This window comes from Rhodopila globiformis (genome assembly GCF_002937115.1).
Classification (GTDB): domain Bacteria; phylum Pseudomonadota; class Alphaproteobacteria; order Acetobacterales; family Acetobacteraceae; genus Rhodopila; species Rhodopila globiformis.
Genome location: NZ_NHRY01000054.1, coordinates 1 through 19,187 on the forward strand (window position 1 = coordinate 1; position 19,187 = coordinate 19,187).

Genomic DNA, 19,187 nt, shown 5'->3' on the forward strand with positions numbered 1-19,187 from the left:
CCACCGCCGCCAGCGTCCGGTCGGGCACATCCGCAAGCCGCCGCCCGCCCGCCTCGCCGATCCAGGCGGCGGCCAGGCGGGCCGGCAGCGCCTCGGCCAGCACCGTGCGCAGTTCCGCCTTCGGCCGCGTGCGCTTCCGCTCCAGCAAAAACGCCGCCGCGTTCTGTCCGGGCAGCAGGTCCAGCGTCACCGGCCCCTCCTGCCAGTAGGACGAAACCTGCAGCACCGCCGGCCCCGACAGGCCGCGATGCGTAAAAAGCGTCGCCTCGCGGAATGCCCGCTTGCCAACCGACGCCACCGTATCCAGCGACACGCCGCTCAGCGGTTGCATCAGCGCCAGCGTGTCGTCGCCGAAGGTCAGCGGCACCAGCCCCGGCCGGACCGCCGTCAGCCGCAGCCCGAACTGCCGCGCCACGTCATAGGCCAGCCCGGTGGCGCCCAGCTTCGGGATCGACAGCCCGCCGGTCGCCAGCACCAGGCTGCCCGCCGCGAACGCGCCGTGGTCGGTCTCCACCCGGAACCGCTCCGCGCCGCCGATGGCCGTCACCTGGTGCGCCAGGCGCAGATCCACGCCGGCGGCGGCGCACTCGGCCAGCAGCATAGAGACGACCTGCCGTGCCGAGCCGTCGCAGAACAGCTGTCCCAGCGTCTTCTCGTGGAACGCAATGCCATGCTTCCGCACCAGCGCCACGAAATCCGCCGGCCGGTACCGGCTCAACGCCGATCGGCTGAAGTGGGGGTTGTCGGAGAGGAAGCGATCCGGCACGCAGCCGGTGTTGGTGAAGTTGCACCGCCCGCCGCCGGAGATCAGGATCTTGCGCCCCGCCTCCGGCGCATGGTCCAGCAGCAGCACCCGCCGCCCGCGCTGCCCGGCGCGGACCGCGCACATCAGCCCCGCGGCGCCGGCACCCAGGATGATCACGTCGAATTGGCTCATGCGCGGCGTGTAGCAGGCGGGGCGCGGCCAACATAAGTGCGGCAGCCCCCAGACCGGAGGCCCCCGTTCTGCCCGCCGTCCCCGCATCGGCCGCATGAGCTTCACCTGGCACAGAACTGCCGGCTTCTGGCTGGCCCTGCTGCTGACCGGCGTGGGCACCGGCTTCGCCACGGCCGCGCTGACGGAGATCCTGAAGCTGACGCAGCATGCGCTGTGGGGCGGCCCGGGGCTGGACCTGCTGCAGGGCGCCGCCCGCGCGCCGCACTGGATGCACATGGCGGCGCTGACCGGGGCAGGGGTGGTCACCGGCCTCGGGCAGTTGCTGCTGACCCGCCTATCCAGCGGCAACAGCATCGACATCAGCGCCGCCATCTGGTTCCACGCCGGGCGGCTGCCGAAGCTGCGCACCCTGGCCAGCGCCACGCTCTCGGTGATCATCGTCGGCATGGGCACCGCGCTGGGGCGGGAGGGCGCGCCGAAGCAGGCCGGCGCGGTCCTCGGCAACCAGGCGGCCGACTGGCTGCGCCTGACCGACCAGGAGCGCCGCCTGCTGGTCGCCTGCGGCGCCGGCGCCGGCATGGCCGCGGCCTACAGCGTGCCGCTCGGCGGCGCCCTGTTCGCGCTGGAGGTGCTGCGCGGCGTGCTGGCACTGCGCTACGTGCTGCCGGCGGTGGTGACGTCGCTGGCGGCCACCGTAATTTCCCGCGCCCTGATGGGCACCCCGCCGACCTATGTGATACCGGCCTATCCCGATTCGACGTCGATCCTCGCCTGGGCGCTGCTGGCCGGGCCGCTCGTCGGCCTCGCCTCCGTTCTGTTCGTTCGCCTCGTCGCCCGGGCCGATCGGCATAAGCCGCGGGGATGGCTGCGGGTGGTGGTGCCGGTGGGGACGCTGGCAATCCTGGGGGCGGTGTCGATCCCGTTCCCGCAACTGCTCGGCAACGGCCGCGACGTGGCGGAATTGGCGCTGACTGGCGACCTGGCCGCGCCGCTGCTGCTGGCGCTGCTCGGGCTGCGGCCGGCGGCCACGCTGCTGTGCCTGGGCAGCGGCGCCCCGGGCGGCCTGTTCACGCCGACGCTGGCGACGGGGGCGCTGCTGGGCGGCGTGCTCGGCCTGCCGTGGATGTTGGTCTGGCCCGGCGTGCCACCCGGGATGTTTGCCCTGCTCGGCGCCACCGCCCTGGTCGCCGCCACCACCCAGGGGCCGATCTCGGCGACGGTGCTGATGATGGAGATGACAGGGTACGCCCGCGCCGCGGTGCTGCCGATGCTGGTGATGGTGGCGGCGGCGACGCTGATGGCGCGTAGCGTCGAGTTCCGCTCGATCTACGACGCCCGCCTGACCGATGCCGAGGTCGCCGCCCGCCAGCGCGCCCGCGCCCATCCCGAGGAGGGCGTCGCCGGGGCGTCGTGATCGCGGGCACGTGGCCTGGCCGCCAGTTGGATCAGGTGTCCGGCCGGGCTAAAGAGCGGGTCGCGGGACAGGACAGAAAATCATGGCTGCCAGCGAAACCATCGGCATTTCGGCATTCAAGGCCCGGTGCGCCGTCATTTTCGACCGCCTTGCCCGCCGCGAACTGGAACAGGTCATCATCACCCGGCGCGGTCGGCCGGTCGCGGTGCTGACGCCACCCAAGCCGGCAGCGGAGGCAGTGCGCGACATCTATGGCTTCATGCGCGGGTCGGTCACCATTCCCGAAGGCTTCGACCTGACCGAACCGGTGCTCGACGAACCGCTCGACGCGGCCGAGGGCATCCTGCACCGATAGCCGATCATCGCCTGTGCGCAGGCCGGCCATGTCGGCGTGATCCCCTTCTGACCGGGCCAATCCACGCCCCGGGCCGCGCCAGCCTTGCCCGCGCTGCCACCACGGTCTAGAAGCCCGCACTTTCTCACAGATCGGATTGAACTCATGAAGCAGCAGGCGAACCTGATCCGCGCCGGCCAGGTGATCGAGCACGAAGGCCGCCGCTGGACGGTGCTGAAGCAGCAGATCATCACCCCCGGCAAGGGCGGCGCCTTCATCCAGGTCGAGATGCGTGACCTGAAGTCGGGCAACAAGACCAACGAGCGCTGGCGCACCGCCGATACCGTCGAGCGGCTGACCACCGAGGAAAAGGAATACACCTATTCCTACACCGACGGCACCAACCTGGTGCTGATGGACCCGGAGACCTTTGAGGAAGCCCACATCCCGACCGAGCTGCTGGGCGACGCCGCGCCGTTCCTGCAGGACCAGATGACCATCACCGTCGACCTGGTGGAAGGCGAGCCGGTGGCGCTGCACATCCCCGCCACCGTGGTGCTGGAAATCGCCGAGGCCGATCCGGTGGTGAAGGGCCAGACCGCGTCCTCGTCGTACAAGCCGGCGGTGCTGTCGAACGGCGTGAAGACCCTGGTGCCGCCGTTCATCGAGGCCGGCGAGCGGATCGTGGTCCGCACCGAGGACGGCAGCTACGTGGAGCGGGCCAAGGGCTGATGGCATTCCGCCTCTCCCCCCACCTGACCGTCATGGCCAATGCCGCCCATAAGGCCGGGCGGCGGCTGCTGCGTGACTTCGCCGAGGTCGAGCAGCTGCAGGTCAGCGTCAAAGGCCCCTCTGACTTCGTCTCCCAGGCCGACATGCGGGCCGAGCAGACGCTGAAGGAGGAACTGGCCAAGGCGCGCCCCGGCTATGCCTTCCTGATGGAGGAATCCGGCGCCTCCGGGTCCGAGAACTGGACCTGGCGCTGGGTGGTCGATCCGCTGGACGGGACGACCAACTTTCTGCACGGCATGCCGCACTGGGCGATCAGCATCGGCCTGGAGCGCCGCCTGGCCGACGGCACGGTCGAGGTCCATGCCGGGCTGGTGTACGCGCCGGCGGTGGACGAGATGTTCTGGGCGGAAAAGGGCACCGGCGCGTTCATGAACGAACGCCGGCTGCGGGTCTCCGCCCGGCGTGAGATCCACGAGGCGGTGTTCGCCACCGGCATTCCGTTCGCCGCCGCCTCGGCGGCCCGGCGAAACGCGTTCAGCCGCACGCTGGCGGCGCTGATGCCGCAGGTCGCCGGCATCCGCCGCTTCGGCGCCGCGTCGCTGGACCTCGCCTGGGTGGCGCACGGGCGGTTCGACGGCTACTGGGAGCTTAGCATCAAGCCGTGGGACATCTGCGCCGGCCTGATCCTGGTGAAGGAAGCCGGCGGCTATGCCACCGACGTCGAGCAGGGCGATCCGCTGGAAACCGGCAACGTGGTGGCCGCCAACCCGCACCTGCACGCCAAATTGCGGGAGGTCGCGGCCGAGGGCATGTCCCGCGCCGGCGCCTGAGCGCGGTCGTCGCACTATCGTCATGGCCGGGCGTGTCCCGGCCATCTGCGCTTCGACGGCGGGGGGTGGATGGCCGGGACACGCCCTACGGGATGCACACATCTCTGAAACAACCCGGAAACGGCCGCAAAATCAGGGGCTTGACCGGCCGGCGGGAGCGTTCCTACATCGTCATGGCCCGGCTTGTCCGGGCCACCTATTCCAGCACTTGTGCCGCGACAGGTGGCCCGGACAAGCCGGGCCATGACGGAGGGGCAATGGCCACGGCGGACCGTTTCCAAGATCTGTGCATCCCAGAGGGACACGCCCGGCCATGACGGTGAGGGAAGAAGCCCTTCCTCCGCCACTCCGCTTATCCTGACACGCCCGGCCATGACGGTGAAGTAACGCCCCCTCAACCTCCCCGCATCCCCCCATCCTGCGCCGCCAGCCAGCGAGCCACCCGCGGCCAGTGGTTCTTCAGCGTGCCGGCGCCCATGAACAGCCCGATATGCCCGCCCGGCACCGTCTCCTGCACGATGCGGTCCGGCGGCGTGCCGATGTGGCGGGCGGCGTGCAGCACCTGCTCCGGCGTGGTGATGTCGTCCGCCGCGCCGGCCAGCAGGTAGGTGGGGCAGGTGATCGCGCGCAAGTTCAGCCTCCGGCCCAGCGCGACGAACCGCCCCTTGGCCAACTGGTTCTCCTTGAACAGCTTGGTGATCGCCTGCAGGTACCACCGGCCCGGCAGGTCGAGCGGGTTCTCGTACCAGCTTTCGAACGTTTCCTCCTTCTTCACGTAGGCCGGATCGTCGATGTGCTCATACAGCTCGATGTGGTCCTGGATGTAGTGCTGCTCGGGATGCATGTTCTTCCATCCCTGCAGCATGAACGCGCCCTTCATCAGGCCGCCGCCCAGCGCCACCAGTTCCTCGTAGAACGAGATCGGATGCTCGTGCACCATGCGCTTGATCGGCCCGTTGCCGGCGTCGGTGTCGATCGGTGACCCGGCCAGCACCAGGGCGTTGACCTTCTCCGGGAACCGCGCCGCGATCATTGCCGACACCCAGCCGCCCTGGCACAGGCCGACCAGGTTGACCCGGCCGCCCAGATCGTCGATCGCCACCACCATCTCGGCCAGGTAGTTGTCGATCTCCAGGTCCTTCATGTCGTCGGTCGCGGACTTCCAGTCGGTCAGCACGACGTGCCCGAGGCCGTTGCCCAGCAGCGTCTCCACCAGGCTCTGGCCCTTGTGATAGTCGGCGATCATCGCGGTATGGCCGGCGTAGGGCGCGTCGACCAGCGTCGGGATGCCGCCCGGCGTGCCGTACTCGCGCAGCACCATGGTCCGCAGGTCCAGGCGCACGCGGTTGGGCGTCGCCAGCTTCGGCCGCAGTTCCGCCTGGATCTTGATTTCCTCGTCCAGGAACCTGACGTTCCTGGCATACAGTTCCGTCCCTTCCTCGATCATCGCCGTCGCCAGCGCCATCGGCCAGAAGGCCGGCACGCTCAGCAGCGAGACGTCAGAGGATTTGACCGACGATTTGTGGGACATGCAGGCTCCTGTCACTCCAATGAAAATGCGGTCTCGCCGGCGCCGGTCATCTCTCTATCGTCATGGCCGGGCGTGTCCCGGCCATCCGCCCCCCAACCGTCGCAGCGCAGATGGCCGGGACACGCCCGGCCATGACGGTGAGGCAACGGACCGGCCGGTCACGCGGCAACGTGGCTTTCGACCCGCCGCAGGTTATGCGCCGCGTGGTCCTCCAGCAGCCGGTAGGTGGCGATCTTGACGGCGCTCGCCACGCAGAACGAGACCAGCGTATAGGCCCACACCAGCAGCGCCGGCACCCAGCCGGTCGGCGTCATGAACAGGCCGTAGACCACCACCAGCGTGCCGATCACCTGGGTCGCCTCGCACGGCACCACCAGCTTCCAGGCCGGCCACGGGCGCTGCCACACCGCGCCCTTGTTGCGCGTCAGGTAGATCGTCATGTGGCCGGAGACCAGCAGCTTCAGGAAGATCAGCGCCTGCACCATCGGCAGCGGCAATGCCAGGTAGTCGCGCACGATCCAGAACAGCCCGAAGCTCTCGATCACGCCATAGACGCCCAGCACCGAGGCGATGGTCAGCACCCGCTGCATGTCCCAGCGCACCGGGCGCCCGGCAAACGGCGCATTGTCATAGGCGATCATCATGATCGGCAGGTCGTTCAGCAGCGCCAGCAGCACGACCATGATCGCCGTGACGGGATAGAAATTGAAGATCAGGATGCTCGCGGTCATGAACAGCAGCAGCCGGATCGTTTCGGCAATGCGGTAGATGGCGTAGCTGGTCATGCGCTCGAAGATGCGCCGCGCCTCCTCGACCGCGGTGGTGATCACCGACAAGCCGGGCGCGGTCAGCACCAGGTCCGCCGCCGCCCGCGCCGCGTCGGTGGCGCCGGAGACCGCGATGCCGACATCGGCCTGCTTCAGCGCCGGCGCGTCGTTCACCCCGTCGCCGGTCATGCCGACGATGTGGCCGGCATCCTGCAGCGCCTTGACGATTTCGAACTTGTGCTCGGGGAAGACCCGCGCGAACCCGTCGGCCGCCAGGATCGCCGGCAGCCGCCCGGATGCCACACCGTCGTTGAACACCTCGTCGGCGACGACGATGTTCCGGCCCAGTTTCAGTTCGCCGGCGATCTGCCGGGCGATCGCCTCGTGGTCGCCGGTGACCATCTTGATGTTCATGCCCATGGCGCGCGCCGTGGCGATGGTTTCGGCGCTGTCCGCCCGCGGCGGGTCGAACAGTGGCAGCAGTCCGAGGAAGCGCCAGCGTCCCGCCTCGTCCCGCCGCGCGACGCCCAGGGTGCGGTAGCCTTTGGCGGCGTCCCGGTCGACGCCGGCGGCGATCCTGGCACGCTCGGCCGCATCCGGGGCGCACAGATCGGCGATGACCTGCGGCGCGCCTTTGGCGACGGTGAAGCGGCGGCCGTCCTGCTCGATCCCGGCTTCCGCCCGCTTGGCCACCGGATCGAACGGCTGGAATGATCTCGTTACATAATTCCCCGGCACGGCGGGGGCGGCGGCGATGATGGCGGCGTCGATCGCATCCGGCGCGTCGCGGCGCGAGGCCAGCACGGCAGCCAGCAGCAGGTCGTCGCGCGCCACGCCCGGCGCCGGATCGGGCGCGCCCAGCGTCAGTTCGTTGCGAGTCAGCGTGCCGGTCTTGTCGCTGCACAGGATGTCCATCCCGGCCATTTCCTCGATCGACACCAACTTCGAAACGATCGCCTTGAACTTCGTCAGCCGCTCGGCGCCGATGGCCATCGTCACCGACAGCACTGCCGGCAGGGCGACCGGGATCGAGGCGATGGTCAGGATCAGCGCGAATTCCAGGGTCTCGAACAGCGGGTCGCGGCGGAACATCGCCGCCAGGCCGATCAGCAGGACGAGGCCGATGGTGATGAGGATCAGGAAGTTGCCGATGCGCAGGACGGCGCGCTGGAAGTGGGACACCGTGCTGGCCTTCTGCACCAGCCCGGCGGTCTTGCCGAAATACGTGTTCATGCCGGTGGCGGTGACCACGCCGGTCATCTCGCCCTGCCGCGCGATCGATCCGGAATAGGCGGCATCGCCGATCTTCTTGTCCACCGGCAGCGATTCGCCGGTCAGCGCCGACTGGTCGACGCTGAGGTAGTCGCCCTCGGCCAGCGTCACGTCGGCCGGCACGATGTTGCCCAGCTTGATCCGCACCACGTCGCCGGGAACCAGCAGCCTGGCCTCGATATCCTGCCACGCGCCGTCGCGCCGCACCCGCGCCTTCAGCGCCAGGCGCTGTTTCAGCAGCATGATCGCGTTGTCGGCCTTGAACTCCTGCCAGAAGCCGATGCCGGCGTTGATGAACAGCATCGTCAGGATGATGCTCAGGTCGGCCCAGTGGCCCAGCACCGCCGACAGCGCCGCGGCGATCTCGATCATCCACGGGATCGGCCCCCAGAAGAAACGAGCGAGACGTTCCAGCGCGCTGACGTGGTGCTCGGCCAGGGCGTTCTCGCCGAACTGGTGGAGCCGCTTTTCAGCTTCGGCCCCGGTCAGGCCGTCGGTGCCCTCGGGTGCGCGGGGCTGGATCGATTGTGACGTGAGATCGGGGGTAAGCTGGTCCTGCACCGTATCACCCTTTGCCAGTTTGATGCCTGCAAGATACGACTCGCGCTGCCCGGTGGCGTCCGGGCGTGGTTCAGTCCGTGTTCCCGAATCGTCTCGCATAGGGATCGGGATGGCTGCCGGTCTCGATCCACGTCATCAGGTCCTCGCTCATGCCGACAAGATCGTCGGCCATCAGGATGACCTCCGCCTTGATCGACTGCCGCAGGCCCGGGCCCTCCTGCCGGAGCGCGCGAACCTGCTTGTCGAGTGCCGCGAAGCGCCGCTCCAGTTCCGCCAGGGCGGCCGTTGCCTGCACCTTTTCCGCTGGCGGCGCAAGACTCATTGCGCGCCTGATCCCTTCGATACGGTCACGCAGTGTCGCCAGCCGCTTGTCGAGCGCCGGGTGCAAGGAGGTCTCAACCATGGTACGTCTCCTCTGTCTTGATGACCGGGTGACCGTGGCGGGCGCGGACCGGCAGGGCCGCCATCCCGGCGCAGCCGCGAAAGTTGCCGCCCGCTGGCTGGCGATGCCGGCGGTCAGCCCGTTCCCGCGATGTGGCATGATGTGCCTCCCGCTGCTGGCTGGCGCCGACTATCCGCGTTTGCCGGACACAAGGGTTGAGCAAGATCAACTCGCTGCATGAACAATCGGCCATGTTCTGATAACGGGCGCGGCGGAAAGCGGAGGCGCGCGGTCGTCGCCGTATCGTCATGGCCGTGCGCGGTCCCCATCGCTGTCAGGATCAGGCGGTGGCTGGAGGAGAATTTCGCGCGATGGCCGTTCTCTCTCCGTCATGGCCGGGCGCGTCCCGGCCATCTGCGCACGAACGGTTGGGGGGTGGATGGCCGGGACACGCCCGGCCATGGCGGTGGGGCAACGGGCCACCCCTGGACGGTTCCCCTGGGCGGCTTCCCCTGGACGGTTCCCCTGGGCGGCTTCCCCTGGGCGGTTCCCCTGGGCGGCTTCCCCTGGGCGGTTCCCCTGGGCGGCTTCCCCTGGACGGCTTCCCCTGGGCGGCTCCCCCCCGGGCAGCCTTGTATCGCCCCCGGACCGGGTCCACGATCGCCCCAATAGCCGGCCCTGCCGGCGGGAGAGTGGCCAGCGGGAGAACGCAATGTCACGCATCAGTGTCCAGCAGGCGGATATAACCACTCTCGCCGTTGATGCCATCGTCAACGCCGCCAACCAGTCGCTGCTGGGCGGCGGCGGCGTTGACGGCGCCATCCACCGCGCCGCCGGCCCCGATCTGCTGGCCGAGTGCCGCACCCTGGGCGGTTGCCCGACCGGCGAGGCCCGCATCACCAGGGGCTACCGCCTGCCGGCCCGCTACGTCATCCACGCCGTCGGCCCGCGCTACCGCGACGGCCGGCACGGCGAGGCGGGATTGCTGGCGTCCTGCTACCGCCGCAGCCTGGAGCTCGCCATCGCGCATGGCGTGAAGACGATCGCCTTTCCGGCGATCAGTTGCGGCATCTACGGCTACCCGATCCCGGAGGCGGCGCGGATCGCCGTGGACACTGTCTCGGCCGTGCTGGCTGAAGACTGCACCATACGGCAGGTCGTCTTCGCCTGTTTCGGCGCCGATGTCCGCGCCGCGTTCGAGGCCGCGCTGGTGCCGCCGGGCTGACGGCTGGTTGTTCCGCACCGGCGCCGGTCGTCTCTCTATCGTCATGGCCGGGCCGCGGCGCTTTGGCGTGAGCCGCGGATCGGCCGTGGGGTGTGGTGCCGACCGGGATGGGGTGGGGATGTGTTTGCCACCGCAATCAAGCGGACACCGAGTTCCACGGGGTTTGCACGGAGTTTCACGAAGTTGTCCGGGGCGCCCGCAACATGGTCGCCCTTGTGGCGGCGTCCGATGATTTCAGGCGCTTCGCGCGAAGCGCTGTACCCACTTTCTCTGCGGAACTCCGTGCGAACACCGTGTAACTCCGTGTTCGCTTGATTACCGCCGGTGAAACCAGCACCGGCCATGACAGTATGGGCCACGGCTGCGGCCGATCGTTTCCGGGGTCTGTGAATCCGGTAGGGCGTGTCCCGGCCATCTGCGCTTCGACAGTTGGGGGGGGTTGGCGGAGGCCACGCCCTGCCATGATGGCTACGGCGGTCGTGCATCTCCGGAACAATCTGGCTTCGAGGCACCAGAACAGGGACGCATCGCATGTCATCCTTGTCCCCGTACCGCTCGCCGGAGGTTCAGTCTCCATTCCCGTGGCCTGTCTGGTTGAGCGGCATCGGGATCGGCCGTCGTTTTCGCTGGCTTGAGGCGGCGCCGGTGTGTCGATGGCCGATCGGATTTCAACACGGTGTTAGCTAGCCGGCGCGCCGGCACCACGATGGCGGAAAATGGGCGAAGGGTCCGTTGCCCCTCCGTCATGGCCGGGCGTGTCCCGGCCATCCACCCCCCGCCGTTCGTGCGCAGATGGCCGGGACACGCCCGGCCATGACGATAGAGAGACGATGGCGCCTGCTGGTCCGCATTTTCATAGGAGAAAGCGCGGAGGGCCCGCAGGGCCACGGAGTTGGTGCGACCAGGTTGGCTTGTCGCCCGGCCCGGTCCGGTCTCCGTGGCCCTTCGGGCCCTCCGCGCTTTCTCCGTGTTGAAAATCACGGCCGGATCAACAGGCACGGACGTTTCCGGATGGCGGGCGGCACCAAAGCCTCGAGGACGGACTCTATTGCCGCGGGACAGGCTGATGCAGTGAACAAGCGTTGTGAAAACTCATGCCGAAGATGTACAGCCGCCGTAGGCCATGACGAGGGGCCGGGGACCCCCGCTTCGCACGCCAATCGCCCCTTCGCCCTTCACGCGCTTCGTTATTTCACCGCCGACAAGTTGTCGGCGGCCGCAATGTTTGCCGGGGTGACGTACAATATCCCGAGACTGTCCGCGCCGCTCGACACGAGCGCGCAACGATGTCAATCCGGCTTGCCAAGTGTAAACCGATAATTACAAACAAAAAAATGAGTATCCAATTGTCATTTATTTGGCATCATCCTTGCGGCTTCGCCGTTTGCATCCACGTGACGGCGTGGCGCTGCGCTTCTTGCGGGATTGAGCGGACAATGATGCAAGGCACAATGGTAGACCGGCTGGTCGGAATGACACCTGTCGATACGATGCACCCGTTGACGCATCATGAAATCCTCGGCCTGATCGAGCCGTTCGCCCGCGACGGCCGGCATGTCGACCTGGCAAGCAGCGACCGGATCAAGCGCTGCCTGGTGTTCAAGCCCATCGACCACGCCGGCGAGGACGGCCAGCAGGCCGGCATCCGCGAAATACTGCAGCTTGATAACCCACGGTCGGGACATTACCGCCTGACACGGAACCTCACGCTTCCGAGCGGCCTGAAGGCGACGCTGCGGATCGAAGGCCCGCAGCCGCGCGACCTGCTCGCCCACATCGCCACCGTCCCGCCGCACCGGCATTTCCGGTCGGCATCCGGCGTTACGATTGCCGTCAGTTACCGTCTGGCGCCGGCCTCCAAGACCGCCGGCAACGACCCGCCGCCGATGCAGATGGTGTTCACCGGCGGCGAGGCCCGGATCGAGGGCCTCAACCTGACCCTGAACGACACGACCGTGAAGCGCTATCCCGCCAGCATCGAAATCGTCCCTGAAGCCGGCTATGCTTACGAACTGCCCGAGGATTTACTTGCCGTTCTGGGCCGGGACTGGGGCCTGCTTCGCCGGCGCCGGGCGGCCTGGATCGGCAGCGTGCAGGCCCGCGGCAAGACCCTCGACCGCAGCCGGCAGATCGAGGGCAAACTGGAACGGCTGGTCGTGCACCTGGCGACAACGCTCACCGGTCCACCCAGCCAGTTCCACGAGACGCGGCTGCGGGCCCGCTGGGGCGTGGCGCTCCGGCGCGCGACCCCGCTGCTGATTTTCGCCACGCTGATCGCCGGCGCCGGCAGCCTGTGCTTCGTGCACATCCCGGACGGCTCGATCATGCGGTTCGTAACCATGTTCACGCCGGGCGTGCTGATGCTGGGCGCCTTCACCAGGCGCGAAATTCCGTCGATCGAAATTCCCCCGCTACCCCGGCGATCCAAGGCGGCGACATGGCGCCGGCCGTTGGCTGTTCATCAGGCGCCTTGACCATCCCGGACCACCGGCCCGGCCAGAACAACAACAGGATGACCGAATGCTGAGTAACCCGATGAACATTCCGCCGATCTCGATCTCCGGCGCCAAGGCCGCCCTGGTCGAGCAATACGCCGATCCGGTCCTGCGGCGGCGCGCCTCGATGCTGTGGGGGACGAGGGGCGTCGGCAAGTCCTCGATCGTGCGCCAGGTCGCGGCGCAGTACGACGTTCCCCTGATCGACCTGCGCCTGACCACGATCGAGCCGGTCGACATCCGCGGCGCCATCTACGCCGACGACGCGCTGGCGAAGACCGTGTGGTTCCCGCCGGAATTCCTGCCCACGCCGGACCAGCCGCAGGGCATCCTGTTCCTGGATGAGCTGACCGCGGCGGATCAGCGGCTGCAGATCTCGGCCTATTCGCTGATCCTCGACCGTCGCGTCGGCAACTACCAGCTGCCGGACGGCTGGCAGGTGGTGGCCGCCGGCAACGCCAGCTTCCATGGCGCGATCAGCCACGACATGGGCACGGCGCTGGCCGACCGCATGTTTCATTTCAACGTGGAAACGGTGATCGAGGCGTTCCTGGCCTACGCCATCGAAATGGATTTTGCGCCCGAGGTGATGGCCTACCTGAAGATCCGCCCCGACAAACTGGACGACACCCACGCGCAGCTCGCCAACGAGCACCTGATCGGCGCCAGCCCGCGCGGGTGGGAGGATGTTTCGAATGTACTGAAGTCCGGCCTGTCCGATTCCGCCAAGCGCGTGTTCGTCCAGGGCCGCATCGGCGCCGCCAACGCCGCCGAGTTCTTCGGCGTGCTGCGCGAGATCCAGGCCGGCGCCGACGTCATGCGCCTGCTCGCCGCCGCGCCCGGCGCCGAAACCGCCGCGCTGCTGCCGCGCACGCTGGACGGGCTGTACGGCATGACCTATGGCCTCGTCGCCGCCGCCACCGACCCCCAAACCCTGGCGCGGGCGCTGGCGATCATCGAGCAACTGCCCGACATCCGCGGCCTGATCCCGCTGCCGGTGCGCGAGACGCAGACACTGGCAATGGAACTGCTGATGCAGAAGGCGCTGGCATGCGGGCTGGAGACCGCGATCCTCGACAGCGCGTCGTTCCGACGCTATAACGAAAGCCGCCAGGAAGCGCAGTATGCCTGACACCGGCGCGCTCTATCAGCATCGCGCCACGCGTGCGATCCAGCGCATGGTAGAGTTCGCGCCGTCCACCGGCGGCCTCGCGCTATGGATCCGGCACGAGGACTCGCCCGCCACCGAGGGGGCCGCGCCGGCCTGGACCGACGGCACCACCATCTACTACGCCCCCGCGTTCGAGGACCTGTCGCTGGCGGAGCAGACCGGCGTGGTGGCGCACGAGGTGTTGCACGTCGCCTTGCGGCATCCGCAACGTTTTCTCGATTTGCGGCGCCTGTTGGGCGACGTCGACCTGCGGCTGTTCAATATTTGCGCGGATGCCATCGTCAACAGCACGCTCGGGCATCTCAGCTGGCTGTCGTTGCCGCCGAAAGCGGTTCAACTGAACCATTTGCTTGCCACCGCGCTGGACGTGCGGGAGACGGTCGAGGTGTCGCTGCTGCACTGGGACGTCGAGCGGCTGTATCGCGCGGTTGACGACCGCCGGATGCCGGACGAGGACAAGCCGCAGAAGGGCGCCAGCAGCAAGCAATCGGGCGGCAAGTCCAGCAGCGCGCAGTCAGACGACCAGGCGACGCAGCAGGGGGCCTCCGACCAGCAGTCCTCCGACCGCACGCGTGAGGACGGCGCGCGCTCGGCGAAGGCTCGGTCGCTTGGCGCGTCGAGCCATGCCGATCTGGCCCCAAGTGAAGAAGCGCAGGGGTCACCGGAGGCCGAGGCCGAACAGGCGCGCGAGCAGAGCGAACGGCTGCTGCGCGGCCATGCCAGCGACGGCGCCTTTTCCATGCTGCGGGCCCTGATCGCCGATCTGCCGCAGAGCCGCACGCCGTGGGAGCAGGTGTTGCGCACCCGCCTGGCGCGGGCGCTGGCGCGCAAGCCGGCGGTTTCCTGGTCGCGGCCGACCCGCTCCTACATCGCCAACCAGGGCCGTGCCGGCGCCGATCGGCGGCTGCCGTTCGAACCGGGGTTCAGCCCGACGAAGGCGGTGCCGCGGCTGGTTGTCATCGTTGATGTCTCGGGCTCGATCAGCACGCATTTGCTGGAACGGTTCTGCGGGGAGATCGAGGCGATCGCGCGGCGGCAGGAGGCCGGCCTTGCGCTGATCATCGGCGACGAGCGGGTGCGGCGGGTGGAGGTCTTCCCGCCCGGCCGGATCGACCTGCGCAAGATCGACTTCCACGGCGGCGGCGGCACCGACTTCACGCCGTTGCTGGAGGAAGCCGAGAAGCATCGGCCGGATATCGCGGTGGTGCTGACCGACCTGGAGGGGCCGGCGCGTCACCGTCCCCGCTGGCCGGTGATCTGGGCGGTCCCGAAGGCGTATGCGGATGCCGACCCGCCGTTCGGGCGGAAGTTGGTTCTCGACGAGTAGCCGGGCGGTGCGGCCGGGCAGGCGTCATGCAACGAGCCGCAGAAAGGTTGAGACAAACGCGCCGGATCGGCAGCGATAGCCGGCGGGGCAGGGGTGTCCTCTCCGGGACAACAAGCGTCCCCCCGAGCGGTGGATAGCCGGGACACGCCCCATAGGCGCTAACTTAGGCGACGGGACACGGCGCACCGTCCTGTCGTCATGGCGGCTACCCGGGACAAGAGCCAGGGCACAGGCTCCGGGCCGCCATCCCCGCCTTGCGTTGCTGGTATCGGCAAAAGGCGTGGATGGTGGGTCTGCGCCCACCATGACGGGGTAGCAACGGCCGTGCCGTTCGTCGCCAAAGTCAGCGCCCATGCGACGCCTCCGCGGCATTCAGCCGCACCGTCCCGGGAGCCGGATGCCGCGACGGCGTGGCCGTACCGGCACCCGGGGTTGCCCTGCGCCGGCGTTTGGCCGAGGTTCGCGTCATGTGGAACCAGCCGTACCTCGAAACCTGCTGCCGCGCGGCCTTGCACCGGTTACACCTGTGCGGGGCGGCAGGGCGGCCGCCCGGACTGGCCGATGACCCGTGCCTCGTCAGGCTCGCGGCCATGGGGCTGTGCCGGCGCCGTCCGGATGGACGCTTCGCCATCACCCCGGACGGAACGGCACGCCATGCGACGGAGATCCTGGGAACCGCCGCGGACACGCCGTGACGCCGGGTCAGGACAGCGGCGCCGTGACCACCGTTTCCACGTCGGCCAGCGTCACGCACAGGATGCGGGCGCCGTCGGCGGCGGTGACCATGATCAGGTCGCCCGGCGTCAGCATGTCGGCGGCGTCGGCCAGGTAATTGTTGCCGCTGATCGCCTCCAGCCGATCCTTGCCGGACTTGTAGTGCCAGAGCGTGAAGCCGTTTGCATAAGCCAGAACCGACAGGTTGCGGACGGCGAAGGCCATGGGAACGATCCTTCCACAAAAAAAGCCGCCGCCCGGACGGGCAGCGGCTGCGCAGGTTTGGGGGGAGACGAATGTCAGTGGACGCACCTCGCCCGCTGACATCAGAACATTACGTGAATCCCAACAGGAGAGTCAATGATATTTTTCCTAAAATGCCTCAGGTAGCGACAATCCCCTTGATCCGAAGCGGCCACGCGAGGCGCTCAAGCGCCTCGATCCACAACCCATAGTCGTGACGCTCCGCCGCGATCGCGGAACTGGGCGGCGTCTGCCGCTCGCCCCACAGCCGCAGCACCCGGGCATGGGCGAGGTCGATCCGCCGCTGGCGATACAAGGTATCGAGACACTTGATGACGTCGTCGGGCTCGCAGGGCCGCGGCAACCGTCCCTCATTGGTCGAATGGCGGGCGCCCTCGCGGCGGGCGATCAACGCCGCCATCGTCCATAGCCAGGCATCTTCGGCGCTGGCGAAGGGTTGGCTGAGCGGTCCCGGGCAGGCATGATGGCGAAGCGCGGTACAGGCTTGGCGAGCGGCAAGTGGCATGAACAATGATCCCAATAACGTGATAGCGCCGTGTGGCGGATATCGCCAATGTAACCATAGGTTGCATACAAATGCAAGAAGAATGGTGGATTTTCCTATTTCATTTGGCAGTCATTCCTAGAATAATGCCCCGCGGCTGAGACGCCGCCCCGCCCCAGGCGTCCCCCGGGGCGCCATCGAACTACCGGAGCCGCTTGATGAAACACGAGGATGTCTGGCGCGCGATCGACACGCTGGCCGCGGAGAATGGTCTCTCCGCGTCGGGCCTGGCGAAGCGCTCCGGGCTGGACGCCACCACCTTCAACCCGTCCAAGCGGCGGATGCCGGATGGCCGCGCCCGCTGGCCCAGCACCGAAAGCGTCGCCAAGGTGCTGGACGCGACCGGCGCCTCGCTGGAAAGCTTCACCGCGCTGGTTTCCGGCGCCCGGGCGCTGGCCAGCACCGCCCCGCCCCGCGGCGTCGCCCGCCGCATCCCGCTGATCGGCCTGGCGCAGGCCGGCGGCGACGGCTACTTCGACGACGGCGGCTATCCCGTCGGCGGCGGCTGGGATGAGGTCAGCCTGCCCGAGGTGGCCGATACCAACGCCTATGCGCTGGAGATCAGCGGCGATTCGATGGAGCCGGTGTTTCGCGACGGCGACCAGGTGATCGTCTCGCCCGCCGCCCCGATCCGCCGCGGCGACCGCGTCGTGGTCCGCACCCTGGCCGGGGAGGTTATGGCCAAGCAGCTGGCCCGCCGCTCCGCCCGCCGGGTCGAGCTCAAGAGCCTGAACCCCGAGCATCCCGACTACAGCTTCGACCTGACCGAGGTGGCGTGGATCCACCGCATCGTCTGGGCCAGCCAGTAGCGTAACGTTACCGCACGGCATACCAGCGAATTTCCTTTGACGTGAAGACCTCCACAGCGTCAGATCGGAGGCTGGAGGGCCGTGCGATGGGTCGGATAGGCTTGGCGTCGGTTTTTGTGCTGCTGGCGGCGTTACTCGCGGTGACGCCGGTCCGTGCGGAAGACGTGGACGTGGCGCTGGTGCTGGTCAGCGACGTCTCCCGCAGCATCGATGACAGCGAGTTCAAGCTGGAGAAGGACGGCTACAGCAACGCCTTGACCAACGACAAGGTGCTGGAGGCCATCAAGGACGGCCCCATCGGCAAGATCGCCGTCGCCTATGTCGAGTTCGCCAGCAGCTTCGAGGTCCGCACCGTGCTGGATTGGACGGTGATCAAGGACCGGGCGACCGCCAAGGCTTTCGTCGACAACCTGACCACGGCGCCGCGCTCGTTCTGGGGCCGCACCGCGATCAGCGCCGGCATCGATCAGGCGGTGCAGCTCCTGGCCGAGAGCGGGCTGACGGCGACGCGGCGCGTCATCGACGTCTGCGGCGACGGCACCAACAATGCCGGGCGCGAGGCGGCGGACGCCCGCGACGACGCGGTGAAGGCCGGCATCACCATCAACGGCCTGGCCATCATCAACGACCATCCGGTGTCCTGGACCTTCGCCCATGTCCAGCCGCCGGGCGGGCTGGCCAAGTACTACCGTGAGAATGTCGCCGGCGGCCCTGGCAATTTCGTCCTGGAAGTGCATGACTTCCACAGCTTCGGCGAGGCCATGACTCGCAAGCTGGTGGATGAGATCGCCAGCGTCCCGGTCGGGGCCAGGTTCGCGACCGAACGATGAGCCTTGGAGACCATCGATGGGATTGCTGATCAACGGTGAGTGGCAGGAGCACGAGTCGGACATCACCAGGGACGGTCATTTCGAACGGCAGGAAAGCGCCTTCCGGGACTGGGTGACCCCCGACGGCCGCCCCGGGCCGACCGGCCAGGACGGATTCCGCGCCATGGCGGGGCGCTATCACCTGTATGTCTCCCTCGCCTGTCCCTGGGCGCACCGGACGCTGATCGTGCGGGCGCTGAAGGGCCTGCAGGACATCGTCTCGATCTCGGTGACGCACTGGCTGATGGGGGACCAGGGCTGGACCTTCGCGCCCGGCGACGGCGTCATCCCCGACCCGCTGTACAACTGCCGCTACCTGCACGAGCTGTACAGCCGCGCCGACGAGCAATACTCCGGCCGCGCGACGGTGCCGATCCTGTGGGACCATCATACACAGACCATCGTCAACAACGAGTCCGCGGACATCATGCGGATGCTGGGCAGCGCCTTCGACATGGTCGGCGCCAGGCCAGGCGACTTCTACCCGCAGGCGTTGCGGGAGGAGATCGATGCGGTCAACCACCGCGTCTATGAGACGCTGAACAACGGGGTGTACAAGGCCGGCTTCGCCACCACGCAGCATGCCTACGAAGCCGCGGTGGCCCCGCTGTTCGAGACCCTGGACTGGCTGGAGGAACGCCTGGCCCGGTCGCGCTTCCTGTGCGGCGATACGCTGACCGAGGCGGACATCCGGCTGTTCACCACGCTGGTGCGCTTCGATACCGTCTATTTCGGCCACTTCAAGTGCAACATCCGGCGGATCGTCGACTACCGCCACCTGTGGGCCTACACGCGCGACATCTACCAGATCCCGGGCATCGCCGAGACGGTCGATTTCGGCCATATCAAGCGGCACTATTACCTCAGCCACCGCCGCATCAACCCGACCGGGATCGTGCCGGTTGGCCCGGCGATCAACTTCGACGCCCCGTCGGAGCGAGTGCGCGGGGTGGACGACCTGATCGTGTTCTGAGGTCCTGCAACCATGCCCGGCCGGGGCGCCTGGGCT

18 protein-coding genes are annotated in these 19,187 nt (G+C 68.2%); 12 read left to right on the forward strand and 6 right to left on the reverse strand.

The window, feature by feature from the left end; genetic code table 11:
• Positions 1–937, reverse strand: a 937-nt coding sequence (locus tag CCS01_RS04405; protein ID WP_104517614.1) for a BaiN/RdsA family NAD(P)/FAD-dependent oxidoreductase, incomplete at its 3' end; no start/stop codon positions are given.
• Between the two features lie 94 nt (positions 938–1,031).
• On the opposite strand from CCS01_RS04405, the gene CCS01_RS04410 reads away from it, so the two are divergent.
• From CCS01_RS04410 to CCS01_RS04425, 4 genes are all read left to right on the forward strand, one after another.
• On the forward strand, positions 1,032–2,351 hold the full coding sequence (locus CCS01_RS04410; RefSeq protein ID WP_104517615.1) for a chloride channel protein: 1,320 nt from the start codon (positions 1,032–1,034) through the stop codon (positions 2,349–2,351).
• An 82-nt stretch (positions 2,352–2,433) separates the two neighbouring features.
• Entirely contained in the window at positions 2,434–2,706 is a 273-nt protein-coding gene (locus CCS01_RS04415) for a type II toxin-antitoxin system Phd/YefM family antitoxin (protein ID WP_104517616.1), read from the forward strand.
• Positions 2,707–2,850: 144 nt separating this feature from the next.
• Positions 2,851–3,417 carry an elongation factor P gene (gene efp / locus CCS01_RS04420; RefSeq protein WP_104517617.1) on the forward strand — a complete coding sequence of 189 codons (567 nt, stop codon included), beginning with the start codon at positions 2,851–2,853 and terminating at the stop codon, positions 3,415–3,417.
• On the forward strand, positions 3,417–4,247 hold the full coding sequence (locus CCS01_RS04425) for an inositol monophosphatase family protein (RefSeq protein WP_193540102.1): 831 nt from the start codon (positions 3,417–3,419) through the stop codon (positions 4,245–4,247). Before efp ends, CCS01_RS04425 begins: the two co-directional genes overlap by 1 nt.
• A 394-nt stretch (positions 4,248–4,641) precedes the next feature.
• Here CCS01_RS04425 and CCS01_RS04430 read toward each other — a convergent pair whose 3' ends face one another.
• The 3 genes from CCS01_RS04430 to CCS01_RS04445 all read right to left on the reverse strand — a co-directional run bounded on the left by CCS01_RS04430 (position 4,642) and on the right by CCS01_RS04445 (position 8,781).
• Positions 4,642–5,778 carry an alpha/beta fold hydrolase gene (locus CCS01_RS04430; protein ID WP_104517618.1) on the reverse strand — a complete coding sequence of 379 codons (1,137 nt, stop codon included), beginning with the start codon at positions 5,776–5,778 and terminating at the stop codon, positions 4,642–4,644.
• Positions 5,779–5,936: 158 nt separating this feature from the next.
• Complete coding sequence (locus CCS01_RS04440) at positions 5,937–8,378, reverse strand: plasma-membrane proton-efflux P-type ATPase (protein ID WP_239992001.1); 2,442 nt, start codon at positions 8,376–8,378, stop codon at positions 5,937–5,939.
• A 70-nt stretch (positions 8,379–8,448) separates the two neighbouring features.
• Positions 8,449–8,781, reverse strand: coding sequence for a hypothetical protein (locus CCS01_RS04445; RefSeq protein ID WP_104517621.1), 333 nt, complete (start codon positions 8,779–8,781; stop codon positions 8,449–8,451).
• Positions 8,782–9,472: 691 nt separating this feature from the next.
• Here CCS01_RS04445 and CCS01_RS04455 point away from each other — a divergent pair.
• The 5 genes from CCS01_RS04455 to CCS01_RS34985 all read left to right on the forward strand — a co-directional run bounded on the left by CCS01_RS04455 (position 9,473) and on the right by CCS01_RS34985 (position 15,673).
• Entirely contained in the window at positions 9,473–9,985 is a 513-nt protein-coding gene (locus CCS01_RS04455) for an O-acetyl-ADP-ribose deacetylase (protein ID WP_104517623.1), read from the forward strand.
• A 1,472-nt stretch (positions 9,986–11,457) separates the two neighbouring features.
• Positions 11,458–12,459, forward strand: a complete 1,002-nt coding sequence (locus CCS01_RS04460) for a hypothetical protein (RefSeq protein ID WP_204848138.1) — start codon at positions 11,458–11,460, stop codon at positions 12,457–12,459.
• A gap of 46 nt (positions 12,460–12,505) precedes the next feature.
• Complete coding sequence (locus CCS01_RS04465; RefSeq protein ID WP_104517624.1) at positions 12,506–13,612, forward strand: AAA family ATPase; 1,107 nt, start codon at positions 12,506–12,508, stop codon at positions 13,610–13,612.
• Positions 13,605–14,978 (forward strand): vWA domain-containing protein, encoded by a 1,374-nt coding sequence (locus CCS01_RS04470; RefSeq protein WP_104517625.1) that lies wholly within the window; start codon positions 13,605–13,607, stop codon positions 14,976–14,978. Before CCS01_RS04465 ends, CCS01_RS04470 begins: the two co-directional genes overlap by 8 nt.
• A 467-nt stretch (positions 14,979–15,445) precedes the next feature.
• Entirely contained in the window at positions 15,446–15,673 is a 228-nt protein-coding gene (locus CCS01_RS34985) for a hypothetical protein (RefSeq protein ID WP_104517653.1), read from the forward strand.
• 7 nt (positions 15,674–15,680) lie between these two features.
• On the opposite strand, the gene CCS01_RS04480 is transcribed toward CCS01_RS34985, so the two are convergent.
• Both CCS01_RS04480 and CCS01_RS04485 read right to left on the reverse strand, forming a co-directional pair.
• The gene (locus CCS01_RS04480) at positions 15,681–15,917 is read right to left on the reverse strand and encodes a hypothetical protein (RefSeq protein WP_104517626.1); all 237 of its coding nucleotides are present in this window, start codon (positions 15,915–15,917) and stop codon (positions 15,681–15,683) included.
• Between the two features lie 157 nt (positions 15,918–16,074).
• A complete protein-coding gene (locus CCS01_RS04485; RefSeq protein WP_104517627.1) occupies positions 16,075–16,461 on the reverse strand; it encodes a hypothetical protein in 387 nt (128 codons plus the stop codon).
• A gap of 197 nt (positions 16,462–16,658) precedes the next feature.
• Here CCS01_RS04485 and CCS01_RS04490 point away from each other — a divergent pair, with 197 nt between their 5' ends.
• From CCS01_RS04490 to CCS01_RS04500, 3 genes are all read left to right on the forward strand, one after another.
• Positions 16,659–17,309 (forward strand): S24 family peptidase, encoded by a 651-nt coding sequence (locus tag CCS01_RS04490; protein WP_104517628.1) that lies wholly within the window; start codon positions 16,659–16,661, stop codon positions 17,307–17,309.
• A gap of 101 nt (positions 17,310–17,410) precedes the next feature.
• Positions 17,411–18,139, forward strand: a complete 729-nt coding sequence (locus tag CCS01_RS04495) for a DUF1194 domain-containing protein (RefSeq protein ID WP_158258229.1) — start codon at positions 17,411–17,413, stop codon at positions 18,137–18,139.
• Between the two features lie 16 nt (positions 18,140–18,155).
• Positions 18,156–19,151, forward strand: coding sequence for a glutathione S-transferase family protein (locus CCS01_RS04500; protein ID WP_104517630.1), 996 nt, complete (start codon positions 18,156–18,158; stop codon positions 19,149–19,151).
• Positions 19,152–19,187: the final 36 nt, after the last annotated feature.